This is a genomic window from Vibrio quintilis (genome assembly GCF_024529975.1).
GTDB lineage: Bacteria > Pseudomonadota > Gammaproteobacteria > Enterobacterales > Vibrionaceae > Vibrio > Vibrio quintilis.
In genome coordinates this window covers 344,830-362,233 of sequence record NZ_AP024898.1, presented here as the reverse complement: position 1 = coordinate 362,233, position 17,404 = coordinate 344,830, and the positions used below count along the sequence as shown (strand labels likewise).

At 48.1% G+C, this 17,404-nt stretch carries 16 protein-coding genes; 9 read left to right on the top strand and 7 right to left on the bottom strand.

The annotated features are described in order from the left end of the window. Positions 1–74: 74 nt before the first annotated feature. Positions 75–848, bottom strand: coding sequence for a transporter substrate-binding domain-containing protein (locus OC443_RS20200; protein ID WP_073583717.1), 774 nt, complete (start codon positions 846–848; stop codon positions 75–77). Positions 849–1,301: 453 nt separating this feature from the next. On the opposite strand from OC443_RS20200, the gene OC443_RS20195 reads away from it, so the two are divergent. Both OC443_RS20195 and betA read left to right on the top strand, forming a co-directional pair. Further along, the gene (locus tag OC443_RS20195) at positions 1,302–2,057 is read left to right on the top strand and encodes a FadR/GntR family transcriptional regulator (protein WP_200796926.1); all 756 of its coding nucleotides are present in this window, start codon (positions 1,302–1,304) and stop codon (positions 2,055–2,057) included. Positions 2,058–2,086: 29 nt separating this feature from the next. Further along, complete coding sequence (betA, locus tag OC443_RS20190) at positions 2,087–3,787, top strand: choline dehydrogenase (RefSeq protein WP_073583401.1); 1,701 nt, start codon at positions 2,087–2,089, stop codon at positions 3,785–3,787. 80 nt (positions 3,788–3,867) lie between these two features. Here betA and OC443_RS20185 read toward each other — a convergent pair whose 3' ends face one another. Continuing rightward, entirely contained in the window at positions 3,868–4,479 is a 612-nt protein-coding gene (locus OC443_RS20185) for a LysE family translocator (protein ID WP_073583402.1), read from the bottom strand. 141 nt (positions 4,480–4,620) lie between these two features. Between OC443_RS20185 and OC443_RS20180 the strand changes: the two genes are divergently transcribed. The 5 genes from OC443_RS20180 (at position 4,621) to OC443_RS20160 (ending at position 9,298) form a co-directional block, all read left to right on the top strand. Beyond that, a complete protein-coding gene (locus OC443_RS20180) occupies positions 4,621–5,103 on the top strand; it encodes an Lrp/AsnC family transcriptional regulator (RefSeq protein ID WP_073583403.1) in 483 nt (160 codons plus the stop codon). A gap of 101 nt (positions 5,104–5,204) precedes the next feature. Next, positions 5,205–5,708, top strand: coding sequence for a nuclear transport factor 2 family protein (locus OC443_RS20175; RefSeq protein WP_073583404.1), 504 nt, complete (start codon positions 5,205–5,207; stop codon positions 5,706–5,708). A gap of 78 nt (positions 5,709–5,786) precedes the next feature. After that, the gene (locus tag OC443_RS20170) at positions 5,787–6,254 is read left to right on the top strand and encodes a hypothetical protein (RefSeq protein ID WP_073583405.1); all 468 of its coding nucleotides are present in this window, start codon (positions 5,787–5,789) and stop codon (positions 6,252–6,254) included. A 475-nt stretch (positions 6,255–6,729) separates the two neighbouring features. After that, positions 6,730–7,407: a DUF3592 domain-containing protein gene (locus tag OC443_RS20165; protein WP_073583721.1), complete on the top strand. Its 678-nt coding sequence runs from the start codon at positions 6,730–6,732 to the stop codon at positions 7,405–7,407. A gap of 748 nt (positions 7,408–8,155) precedes the next feature. Beyond that, positions 8,156–9,298: a M23 family metallopeptidase gene (locus OC443_RS20160; RefSeq protein WP_083601631.1), complete on the top strand. Its 1,143-nt coding sequence runs from the start codon at positions 8,156–8,158 to the stop codon at positions 9,296–9,298. A gap of 100 nt (positions 9,299–9,398) precedes the next feature. Here the strand turns inward: OC443_RS20160 and OC443_RS20155 are convergent, their stop codons facing one another. Next, positions 9,399–10,835, bottom strand: a complete 1,437-nt coding sequence (locus OC443_RS20155; RefSeq protein WP_073583406.1) for a leucine-rich repeat domain-containing protein — start codon at positions 10,833–10,835, stop codon at positions 9,399–9,401. 229 nt (positions 10,836–11,064) lie between these two features. Between OC443_RS20155 and OC443_RS20150 the strand changes: the two genes are divergently transcribed. Beyond that, positions 11,065–11,949, top strand: a complete 885-nt coding sequence (locus OC443_RS20150; RefSeq protein ID WP_073583725.1) for an MBL fold metallo-hydrolase — start codon at positions 11,065–11,067, stop codon at positions 11,947–11,949. 206 nt (positions 11,950–12,155) lie between these two features. Next, positions 12,156–12,452 (top strand): hypothetical protein, encoded by a 297-nt coding sequence (locus OC443_RS20145; RefSeq protein ID WP_073583407.1) that lies wholly within the window; start codon positions 12,156–12,158, stop codon positions 12,450–12,452. Positions 12,453–12,490: 38 nt separating this feature from the next. Here the strand turns inward: OC443_RS20145 and astE are convergent, their stop codons facing one another. The 4 genes from astE to astA are packed head-to-tail and all read right to left on the bottom strand — an operon-like array spanning position 12,491 to position 17,391. Then, positions 12,491–13,489, bottom strand: coding sequence for a succinylglutamate desuccinylase (astE, locus tag OC443_RS20140; protein WP_073583408.1), 999 nt, complete (start codon positions 13,487–13,489; stop codon positions 12,491–12,493). A gap of 25 nt (positions 13,490–13,514) precedes the next feature. Beyond that, on the bottom strand, positions 13,515–14,855 hold the full coding sequence (astB, locus tag OC443_RS20135; protein WP_073583409.1) for an N-succinylarginine dihydrolase: 1,341 nt from the start codon (positions 14,853–14,855) through the stop codon (positions 13,515–13,517). A 32-nt stretch (positions 14,856–14,887) separates the two neighbouring features. Continuing rightward, the gene (astD, locus tag OC443_RS20130; RefSeq protein WP_073583410.1) at positions 14,888–16,357 is read right to left on the bottom strand and encodes a succinylglutamate-semialdehyde dehydrogenase; all 1,470 of its coding nucleotides are present in this window, start codon (positions 16,355–16,357) and stop codon (positions 14,888–14,890) included. Further along, entirely contained in the window at positions 16,354–17,391 is a 1,038-nt protein-coding gene (gene astA / locus OC443_RS20125; protein WP_073583411.1) for an arginine N-succinyltransferase, read from the bottom strand. Before astA ends, astD begins: the two co-directional genes overlap by 4 nt. Positions 17,392–17,404 lie beyond the last annotated feature (13 nt).

The window sequence follows — 17,404 nt, the reverse complement described above, 5'->3', positions numbered from 1 at the left end:
AGTGAGGAAATAAAGTATTGATGAATAAATATTGCCCCGGCTCATAGCTGACCAGGGCGTTTTTTTGCTTCTTGTTACTTGTTATACAGATCAAGGTCACCAAAGAACTGACGCTGAATCCGGTCATAGGTTCCGTCAGCATGAATCGCACTGATACCACGGTTGATCAGCCCCATCGTACGTGAATCACCTTTACGGATAGCGATTGCACTGTCTGCCGGCAGCAGTTCATCCACAACCTTCTGGTTGGCAAACTCAGGATGTTTTCCTTTCTCAATAAAACCGGTCTGCGCCTGCGTCATATCCTGCATGGAAGCATCAATCCGGCCGTTCAGCAGGTCAGCATAGACCTGTTCCTGAGTCTGGTATGCCTGAACACTGACACCATGCGGCATGAGTTTTTTTCTGGCGAAGTCTTCCTGAATGGATCCCTGCAGCACACCCAGAACTTTGCCTTTCAGCGATTCAGCTGCCGGCTGAAGATTAAGGCGCTTCAGGCTCAGCATGGAAGAAAATCCGGTCCAGGTCCGGTCAGAGAAATCGACAACTTTCTTACGCTTCTCTGAAATACCCAGCGAAGAAAATACTGCATCAATTTTTTTCACTTTCAGTGCCGGAATCAGCCCGTCAAAGCTCATGGGTACCCAGACACATTCAGCCTGAACTTTTTCACACATCGCATTGCCCAGTTCAATTTCGAATCCGGCCAGCGTGCCATCCGGTTTGGTATATTCAAACGGTGGATAGGTCGCATCAACCCCAATGCGGATCGTCTCTTTGGCAAACGCACTGGTTTGTCCCGTCAGGCCTGTCAGTGCCAGCAATAAACATGCAATTTTTCTTATCATCGCGATTCCTTCCTGTATCAATTTTACTTCCGGCCTTTCATCGTGATGCAATCCCGGCATCACCGGTTATCTTGTGAATACTTCTCTGCTGAAACAAACGTTTTGTCAACATCGCAGGACAAGGTTGCGACAAACCAGATTGAAAGGCCAAAAGACTGGAATAGTTATATTTGTTTGATAACCCGGCCTCTCTGAGGCATACAGGCTTATGATGTTACGTTTTTACTCTACATGAAGAGGGAAAATGAAGTCCAGAGCGACAGGTAGCGCATATCGATGCTAAGTCGCGTCAGGTCGCTTCATAGCCATAAAGATGAATAACTTACCGTTAAATGCACACCCAATGGTCCTACCAAAATCCATTTCACACTCGATTTAAGCAGAAAAATACGTATAATAGCCATCAATGGTCGTACCAAAAGTATAAAAATAACCATCAAAGGAAGTAAGAAGTTGTCTGAAGAAATGATGTTTCACCAGGTTCAGGCCGGCCGGGCGAGTGAAGATATCGCCCTGCAGATTGAGTCAGCGATTCTGAACCAAAAACTTCAGCCCGGCGATTGCCTGCCCAGCGAGCGGGAGCTGCAAACACAGTTTGGAACCGGGCGGGGTGTCATCAGGGAAGCAATTCGTGCACTGAAGCAGAAAGGGTTAATTGAAATCCGTAAAGGCCAGAAAGGTGGCGCGTTTATCAAACAGGTGGACGTTGCCAATATCAGTGAATCACTGGCGCTGTTTCTCAAGCAGAAAAATATCGGCCCGTATCAGGTAGCAGAATTCCGGGAAACCATTGACCAGACAGTCGCACAGTTAGCGATGGTCCGGGCAACCGCAGAACAGCATACAGCCATGCTGGCAGCGGTCGGCAAACTGGAAACATTCGCAGACGATCCACAGCAGCACGCCCATGAACTGGGCGAGACGGATCGTCAGCTGAACCTGTTGCTCGCCAGCATGACAGGAAACCCAATCTTTGAATGGGTCATGCAGGCACTTCAGCAGGGATTCAGCTCTCATGACAACAACCTGTATCAGGATCCGGAATTCTGCCGTCAAACGGTTGAAAACTGGCGGGAAACAGCCACCCACCTGATTAACCGTGAACCGGTTCGTTTACAGGCCGCAGTCAGCCAGCATTACCGGCTGCTGCAACAATGTCTTCATCGTGCTCAACAAACGATTGATTCAACTGAATCAGAACTGATTTAAATTTTTCATTTAATTACGTAAGGGAACACATGAAAGACCAATCATACGATTATATTATTGTCGGCGGCGGTTCTGCCGGTTGTGTACTGGCCAACCGGCTCAGTGCGAACCCGGAGAATAAAGTCCTGGTCCTTGAAGCCGGACGCCCGGATCACCGGCTCGACTTCCGGATTCATATGCCGGCAGCCTTAACCTATTTATTGACGGACGGCACATATAACTGGTTGTATGAATCTGAGCCTGAACCCTGCATGAACAATCGTAAAATTGCCCAGCCCCGTGGAAAAGTTTTAGGCGGCAGCAGCTGTATTAACGGTATGATTTATATCCGTGGTAACGCACTGGACTATGAAAAATGGGGCCGCTACGAAGGGCTGGAAAACTGGGATTATAAGCATTGTTTACCTTACTTCCGCAAATTTGAAACCCGCCTGAAAGGTGCGGATACCTATCACGGCGACAATGGCCCGCTGGCGATTTCAACCCCGGCCTGCGACAACCCGCTGTTTGATGCATTCTTTAAAGCAACTCAGGAAGCCGGCTACCCGCTGACCGATGATGTCAACGGTTATCAGCAGGAAGGTTTTGGTGCCTTTGACCAGAATATTTACCGCGGCCGTCGTTTAAGTGCTGCCCGCGCTTATCTGCATCCGGTGAAAAACCGTAAAAACCTGACCGTTCTGACCGGCGCAACAGCAAACCGGGTGATTTTCGACGGCAAAACAGCGATTGGTGTTGAGTTTAAACGCCGCAAGAAAAATCACACTGTATACGGCGGTGAAATCATCTCCTGTGGCGGTGCGATCAACTCACCTAAACTGCTGCAACTGTCCGGTGTGGGGAATGAAGAAGAGTTGCGCGCTTTAGGCATTAACCCGGTTCATCATCTGCCGGGGGTCGGTGAAAACCTTCAGGATCACCTGGAACTATATGTTCAGTACACCTGTAAAGAGCCGGTCAGTATGTATCCGGCGCTGAAATGGTATAATCAGCCTAAGATTGGTTTTGACTGGTTATTCCGCCGCAAAGGGAAAGCCGCAACTAACCACTTTGAAGCGGGTGGCTTTATCCGTGGTAATGATGAAGTGGCTTATCCAAACCTGCAATATCACTTCCTGCCACTGGCAATCCGCTATGACGGCAGTGCACCACGTGACGGTCACGGCTTCCAGCTGCACGTCGGTCCGATGAATACTGACGTTCGTGGGCACGTGAAAATCAGATCAAACGATCCGGATCAGAAGCCAGAGATTCTGTTTAACTATCTGTCAACAGAACAGGAGCGTAAAGAATGGGTTCAGGCGATTCGTTGTACCCGGAATATCATTGAGCAACCAGCCTTTGATCACCTGCGTGGTGAAGAGCTGGCACCAGGGCCATCGGTACAGACCGATGAAGAAATTCTCGACTTCGTTGCCCGCGATGGTGAAAGTGCTTATCACCCAAGCTGTACCTGTAAGATGGGTTACGATGAGATGGCCGTTGTTGATGCTGAGCTGAAAGTTCACGGGGTGAAAAACCTGCGTGTGGTTGATGCTTCTATCTTCCCGGCAATCACCAATGGTAACCTGTATGCACCAACAATGATGGTCGCAGAGAAAGCTGCAGATATTATTCTGGGTAACTATATCGAACCGGCAATCGATGCTGAGTTTTACCGGCATGTGCCGGAGAAAATGGCAGCAGTTGAAGAAACCTCAACAGCTGAAGCAGAAACAACCGAAGCTTAAGGACGGATTGCTTCCGCTTTCACTGAAGACAGGCGCCGGTTGGCGCCTGTTTTTTGTCTTTTCCGACCCCGCCGGATTGATCAATCCGGTTGAATAAGCATAAACACAACCGTCAGTGCCAGAGTTCCCCCAAGGCAACGGTTGACCAGCAACATCTGCTGCGGGGAACGCAATAAACGCTTCAGCGCCGCACCAAAGTAAGCCCACACCAGCGTACACAAAATGACACTCAACACAAAGACTGTAATAATTGTCATCACCTGAATCAGATAGCTGCCAGAAACGTCAGTAAACTGGGAAAATGCCGTGATTGCCGCAATCCAGGCTTTGGGGTTCAGCACCTGAACTAAAGTACCGGCAATAAATCCTGCCCCGTGCGCTGGCATGGGCTGCGGGGTCTCCTCTTCAACCCTGAAACGGCTGATTCCCCATGCCAGATATAACAGATAAGCCATCCCCAGATATTTAATGATTGTGTACACACCAGGAAAGGCAGTTAATACACTGAGCAACCCGGCGCTCGTACCGCCGAACACAACCAGCACCCCAAATGCAGTCCCGGCAACAAAAGGTAAAGCAGCTGAAAAACCATACCGGTTTGAAATTCCCAGCAACGTGATATTGCCGGCTCCGGGAGTCAACGACATAGAAACAGAAAAGAACAAGAAGGCGATAGCCACCTGAGTATCCATAAACACCAGCTTCAGTTAAAAACGCAGAATATTCCGCAGGGTTAATTTGATAACCAGATATTTTATGGAAGCTGGCAGGAATTAAATTGCTTTTTACATTAAAATAAAGCCCATGAAAGGCAGAATTTTTCAGGAAGGAACATGTTAAAGAAAGAAAACCCTCAGGATGCACTTGATGACACGGATTTAGCCATACTGAAGTATATTCAGAATGAAGGACGGATGAGCAACAGTAAGCTGTCTGAAAAAGTAAATTTAAGTGAAACACCCTGCTGGAGACGCTGGAAGAGGCTGGAAGATGAAGCCTTCATCACGGGCTACACGGCAGTATTGAACCGTAAAAGGCTTGGATTCACGATGGTCGGCTTTACGCAGGTTTCTCTGAGCAGTCATGAAGTGGAAAACACCGATTATTTCGAGCAATTCGTGTTATCCACTGAGTGGATACCTTTGTGTCATTGTATTGCCGGTGGCGCCGATTACATTGTCCAGGTGGTTGCCCGGGATCTGGATGAGTATTATGAACGGATTCACCAGCTGAGACGGGTCAAAGGTGTCAGTGCTCTGCACTCCAGTGTTTCCGTTAAAGAAATAAAAAACAGCAGCCTGATTCCACTGGAATAAAACAGCAACCGGAACCATGTTTGCGTCGATACCCGCACAGCCCGTGCCCGTAAACCTTGTCTATACTTTTATCAGGAAGTCGGGGTAACGGGGGATTCATCATGTCAGTAGCGGCCGGTATACGCAATAAAGAACATGCCCGGATCATCAGTAACATACACAGTTTTGCCACCTTCGCAGACCAGAGTGCTTTCGCGTATCTCGGGCGACTGTTCTCTGAAGAGGTGGTGATTGATTACACGTCCGTCTTTGGCGGCGAACCGGCAACAGTCAACCGTAAGGCCCTGATACGCCAGTGGGCCGGTTTGCAGCCGGGCTTTGATAATACGCTGCACAATTTGTCAGGTATCCAAATCGAACAGTCAGAAAACCATGCGACAGTCACAGCAGATGTGACGGCCAGCCATTTCATTGGCAGTGACGGATTCTGGCAAATCTCCGGCAGATACCGGTTTGAAATGGAAAAAACCTCTTCGGACTGGACGATTCATGCCCTGACTCTGCGCGCTTCCGGCGAGCAGGGCAACCGGGAAATCTTTTACCGGGCAATGGAGAGAGCCCCGCAAAACCTCGCCGCTAAAGAGAGCCGGAAACTGATGTTGTGAGCAACCGGCGAATCCTCCGGACCATTGAATCACCAGAGTAGTAACCTTTCTCATACGAATTTCATTCAACCTGAAAACATGCCTGAATATGCGTCATTTTTGAAAGTCAGGCCGGTATCAGCTGATGGACAAGGTTGTACAGAAACTTTTTATAATGTCAGTCATCACTATGATCCGGTCGCACGCATCTGTGAGTTCGGGGGAACGCCTGCTGCAAGCTGGATTGCTTCCGCCATCGCTCAGTCTCTGTTCCACCCCATCACCACGGAAATGCTGATTCATACGTTAAACCCACATGACCTGCATGGATATATTATTGATCCTGCGGTGAGTTACCGGTTTTTAGAAGCGATTATGCCGGTTGGGACATTCAATGTAAGTCATACTGAAGCCGGAAATGCCCATGCCCAAATCACAGATCGTATGCAGGATGCTCAAAGTATCGTTCATTTTGCCTCCCAAACCAATTCACTTTCCGACTTCGTTGATCTGGTAAAAATGGTTCGCGACTTCATCAAACTCGCCAAAACCGACGACCATGCATGATGGATCGGCATACCATGTGGAATCTCAGCGGTCTCGACTTTCTCGGATCGTGCTGGCACCAGCGACATCGGGCATGGATTGATGATTCACCTCGATAACATGTATTCCCTTGGTGCGACCTATCACTTCAGCAGTGATGATATCGGTTTCTTTCTGACCGTTGACCTGCTGAAAACTATTCAGGATAAACGTTCACAAGTTGACGGTTGGAAGGAAAAAATAAATCGGTATTTAAGGTAAAGCAATCATCTCCATCTGTGAGTCAGCCGGTCATGGCTGACTCTGCAGGAAGGAAGAAAATCAGAGAGTTCATCACTTAAATCTGCCATTCATTATGGAACAGACCTCACATAAACACGCAATATATGGAATACAATCTTTTTTATTATCAACCAACTCAATAGACTGCCGCCGCCTCAGGGTCTTCTGACCCATTTCATTAATGTTTATTTTTCACCCGGAGTTCTCAGTCATTATGAAACCTTCATCTATTTTCAAACTCGCTTTTATGGCATTCGGGCTTGTCTTCCTTGCTCTGGCAGCTTTTTTGTTTCATCAGCAGCAAAGCTTTCTCAATCATTCAGTCCGGACAGACGGTACAGTCATCGCGTTTATCAGCGACGGCACTTATTATCCGGTGGTTTCTTTTCAAACCACTGAAGGCGAAATGATCGAATTTAAATCATCAACCGGCAGTAATCCGCCCTCTTTTTCCCGCGGAGAAAACGTAGAAGTCGTTTACCGGCCGGATCTTCCTGAACATGCAGAAATTTACAGCTTTTTCCACCTGTGGCTCGGGCCGCTGATTTTCGGCATCCTGGGCGGACTGTTCTTTTTAACCGGAGTTGGATTTTTCATCTTCAGCCTCTTCGGTAACCGGAAAAAAAACTATCTCAAACAGCATGGCACCCCGGTGACCGCACGCTTTCAGCAGGTTGAGATGAATACGTCTCTTGAGCTGAACGGACGTCATCCTTATGTCATCATTGCGCAATGGCAGAACCCTCAAACCAGTCAGCTGCATGTGTTTAAAAGTGAAAATCTCTGGTTTGACCCGACTGATATCATCACTGACGAGCTGACTGTGCTCATCGAGCCCGGTAATCCGGCAAAATACTACATGAATATCCCCGGACAACCAGAGACACACTAAGCTCTGTTGACCCAAAAGTATCCGCCAGTGTTCATCCTCCTTTATTACTGTCAGTCATTTCGGCAGTCAAAGGAGGATGACAAACCCCGCATAAAACCGCGCCAGATATACCAGCACAAATCAGCACAAACGAATTGAGCCCTCTCCGGAAAATATATCGTTAAAACTATCAAAATAAAGAAAACTCAGAGAAAAACAGAATAGTTAAAATATAATATAAAACACCAAATCACTAATTCACCTTCTCAGCAGGTATAAGTAAAATATCTCAAACCAGCGATCAATTCGGAATAAAACACTATGAAACCGGTACCGAAAATTAAAATACCGCCGGGTAACAATCTGGATTCACCCTGATTTAACCGCACACCAACACAAAACATTAACTACATGTATTTTAGATAAAAATTATCATTTTATTTATTTTATTCGCACTAAAAGTCCAGCCGTATTTATTTAGAATAAATACTCAAATAAATTTTTATATATTTCATTTAAAAATTTGATGCTTAGCCCCATAGAACAGATAAGATATTTCATTATAATTATTACCCGGACAAAGATTATATTATGTTAAAAATTACTATTTGCCGATTTTTATAAAATGAATCATTTTAAAATTTAAAAACTATAGTAGTATTTTTAAATTCGCCTGATATGATACCCATTCATATAAGACAAATATCACAACAAAAATACAACCTTCATGGTTGTTTAAATATTAAATAATAAATAGCAGGAAAAAATTATGCTCGAAAAAAAATCGATCAGTCTGGCTCTCGCACTTTTAATCGGCAGCAGCATCTCCGCTGTGTCTGCCCATTCGTTTTATACACACGTAGATACGCCAACAGTCAAGGCAGAACAGCTGGCTGAGCAGAGCGTTCCCCACCGTCTGGTCAGCGAAAGTCAATTTGTTTTCCGTCCGGTCAAGCGCCCGTTTGATATACAAAGCTTCTTTGAACAACATGCGCCTCAGTGGGAGTTCTTATCGGAATCTCTGACTCACTGGGCAGGGATTACCAGTGTTGATCCCCGGATTGTCATCACGACTCTGGCCGTCACTGAAGACTGGCCGGGCTCCAAAACACCAAGCCTTGCTGAAAAAAAACTGTATCAAGAAAAAATCACCCACCTGACCAATCACTTATCACAATATTTCTACAGCTACCGCAGCGGTGATTATGAGCTGGCTTCTTATACGCCATCCACACTGGCTTTAGTGAATGAATTAACCAAATACAGTGACTGGAAACAGTGGCAGAAACAGTATCAGGAATGGTTTGGAGAGACAGATGGCACATCTCTGCTGAGCACAAGTCTGCTGCGGGCTTCTTCATCAAAACTGCCGGAAGAAGGCTTTATGCAAATGCCGTGGCGCCGTGGTTATAACTGGGTACCAAACGGTCCTCACTCATATACAGGTTCCGGCTACCCGCTTTCTTCATTTGATGTCTCTTATGACTGGCCTCAGTGGGGCGCAACGACTTATGACGTTGCAGCAGCGAATGCGGGCACCGTCAGCGTGCTTTCAAAATGCGAAGTCAGGGTCACTAACTCCAATGGCTGGGCAACGAACTACTACCATATGGACAACATTCAGGTCACCAATGGCCAGTATGTCAAACAGAATACGGTTCTGGGGATTTATGCCAGCAACAAATCTCAGGCGTTATGCTCTGGCGGCAGCTCTACCGGGCCACATATGCACTTCTCAGTCTTAAAAAATGGCGTCTATCACTCCGTTGATGGCATGACATTCGGGCCTTATAAAATCCATACCGGCCGTTACAGTTATGATGACAGCTGTAGCTATGCTTACATGACAGATACCCGGAGCAACAAGAAAGTCTGTTTCTGGAACCGGATCGATAACCCGGTGAACTATTAATCCGGAGCAAATTGATTCAGTCATTCGCTCTGAATCATCCTTCAGATGATCATGAATATCCATGCCATAACCGGCATGGATATTTTTTACCCGTCAGTTTTTAATCCCCCATGAGCGTAAATGTTTGACGGGCAATCACAGCATCCCGGTAAAGTATCTCCAGCGTCCATTTTCCGCTGACCACCTCTCTTTGATCTTCAAAATACCAGAGCGCCAGATTCTTTGAATGGCGGAACATTGTATCTGCCCAGCTTGATACCCGGAACCCTTTACCGGTCTGCGGGTCAATAATCTCCGGATGTTTCATCCTCACCGTGACCGGAAACTGAGATTGATTCAATACTGCGCCCCTGTTTTGATCACCGGGTAGAACAACCGCATAACGAAACCCGATATACTGGCCGACATGCGGCCTCACCTGCACTGCCGGGGTAACCGTATACTGACTGCCTTTGCGGTTAATCAGACCCGCCTCCAGAATACTGACTCTCGGCGCCAGCTGAGAAGAGATGTTTTTCTTCACTGTCTCAGCAAAAGCATCTGAAGACGCAAGCGGGGTGCCTTCGAGCGATAACAGTTTCAGTGTGGCTTCGTCATATAAATCAATCTGTTTCAAAGGATTATTAAATACGGTCAGCTTTGTCAGTTGAGACTGAGTGGATAAATCCAGATCGGTCAGGCGATTATTATTCAGGGAAAGCGCGACTAACTCAGGGTTCTGCCGGAAATCAATCCGGACCAGCTGGTTGTATTCTGCCTTGAGCTCGCGCAATTCCCGGTTCTGTGTGATATCGAGCGCTGAAAGTTGATTATCTCTGATATTCATGACTTCCAGTTGTGGATTATGGCTGACATCCAGTGCTTTCAGCTGATTTGAGCTCAGATACAAATGCGTCAGCGCCGGGTTATGAGATAAGTCGATTTCCCGGAGGGTTCCGACAGACAGGTTGAGTAAATGCAGTCCGGGATTATGAGCAACATCGAGTGTTGTAAACTGATGCCTGCTGACCCCCAGATTTTCCAGTTCAGGCAGTCCGGAAACATCCAGATGGTTCAGAGAAGTCTGGTAAGCATAAAGACTTTCGAGCAACGGATTGTGACTAACATCCAGATGAGTCAGCTGATTGTCTGACACATTCAGAAACCGGAGCTGAGGATTACCGGACACATCCACGGCTTTCAGCTGATTATGCGCGATCACCAGTCTTTCTAATGCAGGCGAGTGGCTTGTATCGACCGATTCAATCTGGTTATGCAGCACCTGTAGCTCTGTCAGGGCCGGCATGTATTTGATCTCAGCCACTGACTGAATGTTCATTTCATTACAGATCAATACCCGAATCTGGTCCAGATGTGTCTGCTCCTGTTGTTTGACACATTGTTCAAACTGCGGATCCTGAAACCGGACATCACTGACAACTTCCACCTGCTCGGCTATGGTAAAACCAAGCACAACCAGATAAATAATAAATACGGCAGGAATCAGAAAAATGATAAAACCAATTCCCAACAGGATCCCCAGCCTTAAAAGATTCATAAAACATTCCTTGTATATACCCAAACAACCTGAAGATACAGGGTTCAGATGTGAATAACGGCAGCGGATAATAACATTATAAAACAGTGTTTCATAGATACCCCGGGTGACAGGTTGAGCAAAATGGACAGTAAATCATCGATACAGAACAATCCCCCGGAAAATGATAGCCATTCTCTTTTTATGAGTTAAAATGCATATTATTTTTGTCATCACCAAGGATATATCTATGCCTTCCAATCACATCATTTCTCTTTCCCCACTCAATATCAAAATCTTCAATGGCGGCGATCAACACGATGGCTTTAGTGTCAATTCAACCATTGTCTACGGGCAGAAGAATGCTGTCGTTATCGATACACAATTTACGCTGGCAAACGCCCATCGGCTGGTTGCGGAGATTCTGGAAACCGGATGTCAGTTACAAACGATTTATATTACTCATTTTCACCCGGATCACTTTCTGGGCACTGCGGTGCTGCACCGGGCATTTCCCGATGCACAAATCATTTCTTTAAAAGGGTGCGGAGAGTTCGTCAACGATGCTTATGATTTTAAAATCAACTATTGGGGGACAGAAGTACTGGGGAGCAATGGTCCAAAAGAAAAAGTAGCCGTAGAACTAATTGAAGAACCGCTTATCATGCTGGAAGGACAAAGGCTGGAAATTCTCGGCCCGCTTCGCGGTGACTCGGACGGACAGTCCGCCCTGTGGATTCCCTGCATCAAAACCCTTGTCGCTGCTGACACCGTCTTCAATCAGGCCCATGTGTGGATTGCCGATGACAAAACACCCGAATTGCGACAAGACTGGCTGGATGTGCTCGACAGGCTGGAAGCCCTGAACCCGGAAATTGTCGTTCCCGGCCACGCCCCGGATGCCGGCAGAGTCTCTCCGGATGCCATTGATTTTACCCGTCAGTATATAAAAACATTTGAAACCGTCGCCAGGGCAGCACACAGTGGCGATGAGCTATTCAGTGCCATGCAGCAACGTTATCCGGGTCTCGCCACAGATATTTGCCTGCATTACAGTTCAAAAATATTAAAAGATAAATACGTCTGGCCGGGAGAATGGCCGCAGGCACTCAGAGAACTGGAAACAGTATTGTAATTTCCGGATTCATCATGATTTCAAACGAAAAATAATTTGTTTTACCCGTCGCCGGGATAGACTGCCCGGCGAAAATCAGGTAAAAGCTGAACTGACTTCATATTATCATCCCGGCGTTACATTTTTTTCGTGCCTTATTTTAAGCATCCGATTTAGTATCAAGTCAGTGATTAAAATACGTTAGTTATCTAACTCAGTGAGAAATTATGCAACCCTCTGCCCCCAATAAAATTCTGAGCAATCTCGTCGCACTGCACTTTGGCTTTTTATACGCAGCGACGGCCGTCATCCATAATGGCAACACCGCCGCAATTTACCTGACCATCGCGCTGTGGGTGGCCGTCTCTTTTTTCGGCACTTACCGCCTGCACAAAGCCATGGCCGCTAAAAAAGCATTGAAAGTTAAAGCAAAGTTCCCGGCTTATATTGGCTACGCATTTGCTTTACTGCCCATTTCTCTGGCCGGGTTTTTATCTCTGCTGTCCCTGTTGCTCAAACCATAACCACAGAGCAGATGCCGGGAGCGGAATCTGCCTGTGAATTATCGGCGGGTGAAAGCATCCAGTTCTGTTTCTTCCAGCATGATGCCCGCGCGTAATCCGTTACGTACATTGGCATTGGGAAAAATCAGCCACTCGAACGCATGTTCAACCCGGTATTCAACATCACCATCCCGGGCAATCACCGTCCCCTGTGGGAAACGGGTAAAGTTCTTCACATCGTCACCAATTTCCGGGAAATAAAAATTTTCAGAGTACTTTTTCAGCTCCTGAGAAACCCGGTAAATTTTCGCCGGCGGGCGGGGTGAAGATAAGTCATTCCGGCCACAAATCAGATCCGCCACCCCCTCATCTGCCGCCTGAAACTGCGTCAGATCATTGGTACCAAAAGGTCTGGCTTTACCCAGCTCCAGAGTACAGCTTTGGGCACCATGAACATTCGCCGTGAAATAGCTGAACGTACCGCCGGGCACCGGATTAACAACCAGTGCTTCCAGCCCCATGCCCAGCAGCCGGTCAAAAAAACCCGACCGGACCGTTGTGTCATTCAGTACAGGCAGCACGCCAAACCGGAGATAATGAGATCCACGGATTGCCGTATGCAAATCCAGGTGAAAACGGGCTGAAAGTACGGTACCGGTATAAAAATCGCCCGTACATTGTTCCAAAAGCACCGCCCGGCGGGTGTCTTCACCGACATCATAATCAAGATGTTTTTCACTGAATAAACGGTTCAGGTCCACGTCAATGAACCGCTGATTTTGCCGCATCGCCGCCAGATTACCCAGAATAACCAGTAACCGCACATTCAGGGCCATTTCCCCGGCCAGCAACGCATCAACATGACGACACAAAATCTCAACCGGCGCGGTTTCATTCCCGTGAACACCGGCAGATAAAATCACATGGTGTTCCGCCGGGTGATGCGGTTCAAACAGCAACACCCCTTCAGCCACCTGCTTCCAGCTCAGATACTGATTGTCTCCGGTCAAAGCAGCCGGCTGTCTGTTTTCTAATACCTCAGATAAATACGAACTCATTGTTTCATCTCCGCGATCCTTAACGCTAACGCTGGAACGGATAGACAGCGCCTAAATTCATGATCTGAGTCAGCTCATCCAGCGCGGTTCTACATTCCTGCAATAACTGCGGATCAGCCAGATCAGATTCAGCCAACCGGTCCCGGTAATGTTTTTCAACCCATTGTGTCAGTTCATGATAAAGAGAATCGGTTAAAATTACGTTCGGGTTGGTTGCATTCAATTCAGTCTGATTCAATACCACACGCAGGCGCAGACAAGCCGGGCCGCCGCCGTTTCTCATACTCTCACGCAAATCAAAAACTTTGACTTCATTGATGATGTCACCCTGCGCAATGAGGGAGGACAAATAAGCCCAGACACCCGGATGTTCACGGGCTTCCTGCGGTACAACCAACATCATTTTACCGTCATCTTTCATCAGTAACTGACTGTTAAACAGATAGGTTTTCACCGCATCGTCCACCGAAACCAGACGGGATGGCACCTCAACCGCACTAAACAGGCAATCGACTTCAGCCAGTTTCGTTGTCATTTCGTCAAAAGCCGCTTTTTGGTTCAAAAAGGCCTCCTGATGGTAAAACAACACCGGACCATTGCTGACCGCAATCACATCATTGTGGAAAACACCCTGATCAATCACCGCCGGATTTTGCTGTACAAACACAGTTTTATCCGGATGAAGCTGATGTAAGCGCATCACTGATTCACTGGCTTCATAAGTCTGCCGCGCCGGATACAACGCCGGGCGATTCTGCCCGTCACCGGAGCGACAGCCATAAACAAACATTTCAACGCCCGGCTGCCCGTAACCGGCACATAACCGGTTATGGTTTGCAGCACCTTCATCACCCAGTGACGCATGTTGCGGTAAAGGCGCATGATGCACAAAGTGCCGGGAATCGGAAAAAATCTGTTGCAGGATTCGTCCGGTTGTCTCTGCTTCAATCGCCCGGTGCAACTTATTATTCAGGTTGGCCGGCGTGAAATGTACCCGGCTATCAAGCGTATCGGCGGAAGGAGAAACCGTTGCAGCATTCGCAACCCACATCGAAGAAGCCGAGCTGGTCATCGCCAGCAGACGGGGCGCTTCTCTGGCTGCCTTTGCTACAATATCAGCATCACTTCCGGAAAAACCCAGCTGTCTGAGGGTGGTGATGCACGGCCGCTCGTGAGGCGGAAGAACCCCCTGATGGTATCCCATATCCGCCAGAGCTTTCATCTTGGTTAATCCCTGCAACGCTGCCAGTTTCGGGTTCGCAGTTTCGTTTTGATGGGATTGGGATGCGACATTGCCAAATGATAATCCGGCATAGTTATGTGTTAAGCCGACCAAACCATCAAAGTTGACTTCAAATGCTGACATTTCTCTCTCCTTGTGTCTGAATAACAGACCGGTTAAAACTGCAGGCCGGGAGACGTTGTCTCCGGCATGACGAGCTGTTCTGTTTCCAGAGATGCCATTGGCCACGAACAGTAGTCAGCCGCATAATAAGCACTCGGACGATGATTTCCGGATGCACCTATACCGCCAAACGGTGCCTGACTGGACGCGCCGGTCAGCGGTTTATTCCAGTTCACAATCCCGGAGCGGGCACTCGCCAGTACCTGTTCATAATCGGCACGATCTGTTGATATCAGCCCGGTCGCCAGCCCGAAGCGGGTCTGGTTTGCCAGCTCAATTGCTTCTTCGAGCGTGTCGTAGTGCATCACGCTCAGCAGCGGCCCGAAATACTCTTCGTCCGGTAACATACGCACATTTGAAACATCCAGAATGCCCGGAGTGAGAAATGCGACACGCTCTTCCGGCCGGGTCATTGGCAGTAATCCCTGTGCACCAGCAGCCAGTAAGGCACTTTGTGCATGTAACATCCGGCTGGCTGCATCATCAGAGATTACCGGCCCCATAAATGGTGCGGGCTCGTCATCCCAGCGACCAACCCGGATACCAGCGGCAACTTCAACCAGCCGTTGCAGTAGTTGCTCACCGGCAGGGCCATTTTTCACCAGTAAACGCCGGGCACAGGTACAACGCTGTCCGGCAGAAATAAACGCGGACTGGATAATCAGATTCACAGCGGCATCCACATCTTTGAATGATTCAACAATCAGCGCGTTGTTTCCGCCCATCTCCAGCGCCAGAATTTTCTCCGGCTGTCCGGCCAGCTGACGGTGCAACTGATAACCCGTACCGGCGCTGCCCGTAAACAACAGCCCGTCAATATTAGCGTGGGCTGAAAGCGCAATACCGGTTGATTTCCCGCCCTGAACCAGATTGATCACGCCTGCCGGTAAACCGGATCTCTGCCAGATTTCCATCGTCATCTGAGCAGTCCACGGCGTCAGCTCACTCGGTTTGAAAACAATACAGTTTCCGGCCAGTAAAGCCGGAATCATATGACCATTTGGCAAATGGCCAGGGAAGTTATACGGACCGAAAACCGCCAGCACCCCATGAGGACGATGACGTAATACGGCTTGCCCGTCTCCCGTTAAAGTCACTTTATGCCCGGTACGCTCATGATAAGCATCGACCGAAATTTTGACTTTATTCATCATGGCCTGGACTTCTGTCAATGCTTCCCAGCGCGGTTTGCCTGTTTCTGTGGCAATCACCGCCGCCAGTTCTTCTTTGGCCTCAGCCAGATTTTCGGCAAAACAATTGACCAGCTCCAGCCGGGTTTCCAGATCCGTCCCGGACCAGCACCGAAACGCCTGACGGGCGGCCTGAATCGCTTCAGACACATCTTCACCGCTGGCTTCCGCCGCAGTCCAGATCAGTTCATCAGTCGACGGATCCCGCTTTTCAAATACATCGCCCCGGCCGTTGCGCCATTCACCATTGATATATAAACCGGACTGAATCATGAGGCTGCCTCCTGTGCAAAAAGTGTGACCGCACGTACCGTCTCACCAGCGCAGACTTGTAACTGCCTGGCCTGATGGCGGGTTAAGCGGATATGAGTTTCTGAAAACTCAGGCGTACCGGAAATCACCCGGTAATCGCTAAAACTTTCATTTCCTATCAAATAAAAAGTATTGGCTGAACCTGATGAATTCTCAACGATTTCAACCGGCCAGCTTCTGATTTCGCGAACTATGCGCAAATCCTGAATATAGGCTTCAACAGTCGGGCCGCCATCAAAGATGTCAACATACCCTTCATAGCGCATCCCTTCTGCTTCCAGAATCTTCCGGGCCGGCACGGTATCCGGATGCACCTGGCCAATAACGGCTTTCGCATCTTCACTGAGAAAATCAACATACAGCGGGTGTTTAGGCATCAGCTCGGCAATAAACGATTTCTGGCCGATGCCGGTCAGATAATCTGCCTGTGCAAAATCCATCGAGAAGAAATGACGCCCCAGACTTTCCCAGAGCGGCGAGTAACCCTGCTGGTCGGAAACACCTCGCATTTCCGCAATCAGTTTGCTGCCAAAACGGTCCGGGAAAGTGGCCAGAAACAAAAAGCGGCTCTTAGAAAGCAACTGCCCGTTTTTATTATGCCGGTAAGACGGATCAAGAAATAAAGTACAGAGTTCACTATGACCTGTGTGATCATTACTGAGGAACAGCGTCGGCATCTGGCTGTAAATATCCAGCGCTTTTGAAGCATGAACCAGTGTACCAACACGGTAGTTATACCAGGCTTCATTCAGCCCGATAGCGGCTTCAATCCCGCAAATACCAACCACTTTCTCTGTTTCTGTATCTTCCAGAACAAACAGATAGCCCTGCTCCGATAACGGCAGTTTTCCCTGCCAGGTATCAATCATACGCTCAACCCGCGCACGAAGCTGCTCTTCATTATCCTGTAAAGAAGTAAAACCTACACCGGTTTTGGCTGCCAGCTCCTTCAGCGCAGCCAGGTCATCATGAATGACCGGACGAATTATCATCATTTTCACTAATCCC

Bases quoted from the DNA above. Each gene is read 5' to 3' on its own strand.
- astB (WP_073583409.1), bottom strand. From the start codon at position 14,855: ATGTCAGCATTTGAAGTCAACTTTGATGGTTTGGTCGGCTTAACACAT.
- OC443_RS20170 (WP_073583405.1), top strand. From the start codon at position 5,787: ATGCCTGAATATGCGTCATTTTTGAAAGTCAGGCCGGTATCAGCTGAT.
- OC443_RS20175 (WP_073583404.1), top strand. From the start codon at position 5,205: ATGTCAGTAGCGGCCGGTATACGCAATAAAGAACATGCCCGGATCATC.
- betA (WP_073583401.1), top strand. From the start codon at position 2,087: ATGAAAGACCAATCATACGATTATATTATTGTCGGCGGCGGTTCTGCC.
- OC443_RS20180 (WP_073583403.1), top strand. From the start codon at position 4,621: ATGTTAAAGAAAGAAAACCCTCAGGATGCACTTGATGACACGGATTTA.
- astE (WP_073583408.1), bottom strand. From the start codon at position 13,489: ATGAGTTCGTATTTATCTGAGGTATTAGAAAACAGACAGCCGGCTGCT.
- OC443_RS20165 (WP_073583721.1), top strand. From the start codon at position 6,730: ATGAAACCTTCATCTATTTTCAAACTCGCTTTTATGGCATTCGGGCTT.
- astA (WP_073583411.1), bottom strand. From the start codon at position 17,391: ATGATGATAATTCGTCCGGTCATTCATGATGACCTGGCTGCGCTGAAG.
- OC443_RS20200 (WP_073583717.1), bottom strand. From the start codon at position 848: ATGATAAGAAAAATTGCATGTTTATTGCTGGCACTGACAGGCCTGACG.
- OC443_RS20155 (WP_073583406.1), bottom strand. From the start codon at position 10,835: ATGAATCTTTTAAGGCTGGGGATCCTGTTGGGAATTGGTTTTATCATT.
- OC443_RS20185 (WP_073583402.1), bottom strand. From the start codon at position 4,479: ATGGATACTCAGGTGGCTATCGCCTTCTTGTTCTTTTCTGTTTCTATG.
- OC443_RS20145 (WP_073583407.1), top strand. From the start codon at position 12,156: ATGCAACCCTCTGCCCCCAATAAAATTCTGAGCAATCTCGTCGCACTG.
- OC443_RS20150 (WP_073583725.1), top strand. From the start codon at position 11,065: ATGCCTTCCAATCACATCATTTCTCTTTCCCCACTCAATATCAAAATC.
- OC443_RS20160 (WP_083601631.1), top strand. From the start codon at position 8,156: ATGCTCGAAAAAAAATCGATCAGTCTGGCTCTCGCACTTTTAATCGGC.
- astD (WP_073583410.1), bottom strand. From the start codon at position 16,357: ATGATTCAGTCCGGTTTATATATCAATGGTGAATGGCGCAACGGCCGG.